Raw genomic sequence first — 3,073 nt, forward strand, 5'->3', positions numbered from 1 at the left:
CTCGTCACGGCGGCGGGCGCGGGGGTGCGCTCGCCGTTCTTCTACAGCCGCGTGAAGGGCCAGGCCGAGGAGGCGGTGACCGCGCTACCGTTCCGGTCGACGGTGATCCTGCGGCCCTCGCAGCTGCTGGGCGAACGCGGCGAGCGGCGGCCCGTCGAGGCGGTGGCCCAGCGCGTGATGTCGGCGCTTGGGCCGGCGTTCGTGGGGCCGCTGCGGCGCTACCGGGCGATCGACGCGGCGGTGGTGGCCCGCGCCATGGTACGGCTGGCCAAGCAGGCGCCGCGGGGCGTGCGCGTGGTGGAATCTGACGAAATCCAGGAAATCGGCGGAGCGTAGATGGCGGAGCGGGTGGATGGGCGGGGCGAGCACGAGCTGCCGGACGGCGTGGTTCCTCTTCCGCCGGAGGCGTACAGGCCGCCGGGCGGATGCGGCTTCAGCGGGTGCATGTGGATGGTGATCATCGTCTTCAGCCTGCTGCTGGCGCTGCTCGTCTTCGGCTTGCTCACCCGCGTGTGGATCACGCCCGTCGTGGCGCCGCGATGAGGGAAGGGCGCGCATCCCTCGCACGGGATGCGCGCCCCTGTCGTCCTCGCGGAGGCGCGGCGATCAGACCTTGATGAAGAGCTGGCGGCGGTACATCAACCCCATCAGGCCGGTGAAGAGGGCGACGAAGCAGAGGGCGAACGCCAGGGACGCGTCGTGCGCGGGCAGCCACGAGTCGAACGCCGCGTCGAAGATCCGCTGCTTGAGGGCCACGCCCCCCGGCTTGATCATCCCCAGCAGGCGCGCGACGATGCCGGAAACGAAGAACGCCGCGATGGCGTTCATCCCGAACCACACGAACGGCGTGGCCCACCGCCGCCATCCGCGCACGTCCACCACCCAGTAGCAGACGGCCAGCGCGTGCAGCGCGAGCCCGACCGTCAGCAGCACGTACGAGCTGGTCCACAGCGCCTTGTTGATGGGGAACACCTCGTTCCACATCCATCCCAAGGTCACCGCCGCGGTACCCGCCAGGAATAGCCCCACCAAGCGGTCGGCCGGGGACCGCCCCGACCTCATCCACCGCCCCGCGAAAACTCCCAGCAGCACCGTAGCCACGGCGGGCAGCGTGCTCAGCAGCCCCTCGGGATCCCACGTCTTCGCCGACTTCCACAGGTGGTCGGTGCCCAGCACTGCGCGGTCCACGTACGCCGCCAGGTTGCCATCCTTGCTCAGGTCGCCCGCGCCGTAGCCGGGAACGGGCACCAGCATCATCGCCGCCCAGTAGCCCAGCAGCAGCGCCGCGGTGATCCCGATCTGCGCGCGGTGGCGGGTGAAGAGCACCACGGCCGACGCCAGCAGGAAGGCAAGGCCGATGCGCTGCAGCACGCCGGGGAGCCGCAGGTGCGCCAGGTCCAGGTTGTAGTACGGAAACGCCGTCAGCAGCAGCCCCAGCAACACCAGGACGGCGGACCGCTTGGCGGCGCGCGCGAACAGGCGGCCGGGCGCGTCCCCCGCCTCCAGGCGCGGGAGCACCGAGAACGCCATCGACACGCCCACGATGAACAGAAAGAACGGAAAGATCAGGTCGGTCGGCGTCCACCCGTGCCACGCGGCGTGCTCCAGCGGGTCGTAGACAGCGCTCCACGTCCCGGGGTTGTTCACCAGCAGCATCGCCGCCACCGTCGCCCCGCGGAACACGTCGAGGGACACCAGCCTCTCGGGCCTGGGCGGCACGGCGGGCTCGATGGTTGGCGCCAGCGGGCGCGTTGCGGCAAGCGTGTCGGTCATGGCGGCTCGTGCGGGAGGAAGCGTGGCGGATGGATGCACTCTGCGCCGCCGCCGCCCTGCGCGCAAGAATGCTCGCTGGCTTCGGCGTGTTTGGAGGGCTCCGGCGCATTCCGCGGCCGCCCTCACCCCCGGCCCCTCTCCCGCTTGCGGGAGAGGGGAGAATTCGACAGCGCTCTGGCAGGCCCGCCTGCACCACCCCGTCTGTCATCCCGAGGAGCGGCCACGCCGAACCTGCCGGCACGCCGGAGACGGCAGCGATCGAGGGATCCGCCACACACTCCGCGCCACGTCCCGAACTCACACCCACTCGGCAGGCCGGGACGGGGCCCCACACGGAGGCACGGAGCACACGGAGGATAAACCGGACGGCATGGCGGCAGATTCGGGCGGTCTGATACGGTGCCCGGATCGTGCAGCATCGTCCATCGATGCCGCGCCGCGCCTTCACCCGATTTCCTTCATCGGCCACCATGCGATCGATCACACGCCTGTCACTCGCCGCCGCCGCAACCGCCATCGCCCTCGCGGCATGTGGAGACGACGGGCCGGGCGTCGTCACCGGCGATGCGTTCCTGGTGCAGCTGGAATCGGAGGTGAACCTGGCGGGTATGCCCGTTCACCTGGTGTCGGGTGACGAGTTGCAGATCGACTCCGCGCTCGCGAAGCTGTGCCCGCCACGGCAGCGAGCCGACTCGGCCGCTCTCGCCGCAGCCCACGCGCGGGCCTGGCAGGAGCGCGGGCGCATCCTGCAGGGGCGCCGCACGCGGTCCACCCGCGCCACCGCGGAGGCCCGCTTCGCGTTCGACAGCGTGCCGCCCGGCGAGTACCGCGTCTGGGCCGACACCACCGTCGTCGGCGAGCGCTGGACCTGGCTGGCCGACGTGCGGGTGCGCGGCGGCGACACGTCGCGCGTGGACCTGACCAGCGCCAATCCCGACGAGAACCCCTTCCGCTGCCGGGGATAGACGGGCCGCCCGCGAGGGCCACAACCACAGGTGCGTAAACGGCTGCGGCGCGCCGGTTCGCATCTTGCCGAACGGGAAGGGCTGGCCGGCAGCGGAGCCGGCGGCAAAACCCGCCAGGAGACCATGGCTGGATTGGAAGGCCTGCTCACCGGCCACACGCTGGTGAAGCGCTACGAGATCGAAGACGTGATCGGCCGGGGAGGGTTCGCGGTGGTGTACCGCGCCACCGACCTTCGCCTGAGCCGACCCGTGGCCGTAAAGGTCATCACGCTCACGGCCGTGGATGCCGCGGCCCGCGAGCAGCTTCGCGAGCGCCTGCACCAGGAGGCGCAGGC

Annotated in this window: 3 protein-coding genes and 2 pseudogenes; 4 read left to right on the forward strand and 1 reads right to left on the reverse strand. The window is 71.2% G+C overall.

The features are described 5' to 3' along the window. Positions 1-336, forward strand: a pseudogene (locus tag VIB55_RS12190) (oxidoreductase); the annotation flags it as partial. Beyond that, the gene (locus VIB55_RS12195; protein WP_331876921.1) at positions 337-543 is read left to right on the forward strand and encodes a hypothetical protein; all 207 of its coding nucleotides are present in this window, start codon (positions 337-339) and stop codon (positions 541-543) included. A 63-nt stretch (positions 544-606) separates the two neighbouring features. Here VIB55_RS12195 and VIB55_RS12200 read toward each other — a convergent pair whose 3' ends face one another. Next, complete coding sequence (locus VIB55_RS12200; RefSeq protein ID WP_331876922.1) at positions 607-1,773, reverse strand: acyltransferase family protein; 1,167 nt, start codon at positions 1,771-1,773, stop codon at positions 607-609. Between the two features lie 470 nt (positions 1,774-2,243). On the opposite strand from VIB55_RS12200, the gene VIB55_RS12205 reads away from it, so the two are divergent. Then, entirely contained in the window at positions 2,244-2,738 is a 495-nt protein-coding gene (locus VIB55_RS12205) for a carboxypeptidase-like regulatory domain-containing protein (protein ID WP_331876923.1), read from the forward strand. Positions 2,739-2,861: 123 nt separating this feature from the next. Further along, positions 2,862-3,073, forward strand: a pseudogene (locus VIB55_RS12210) (serine/threonine protein kinase); the annotation flags it as partial.

It is taken from the genome of Longimicrobium sp., from assembly GCF_036554565.1.
Classification (GTDB): Bacteria; Gemmatimonadota; Gemmatimonadetes; order Longimicrobiales; family Longimicrobiaceae; genus Longimicrobium.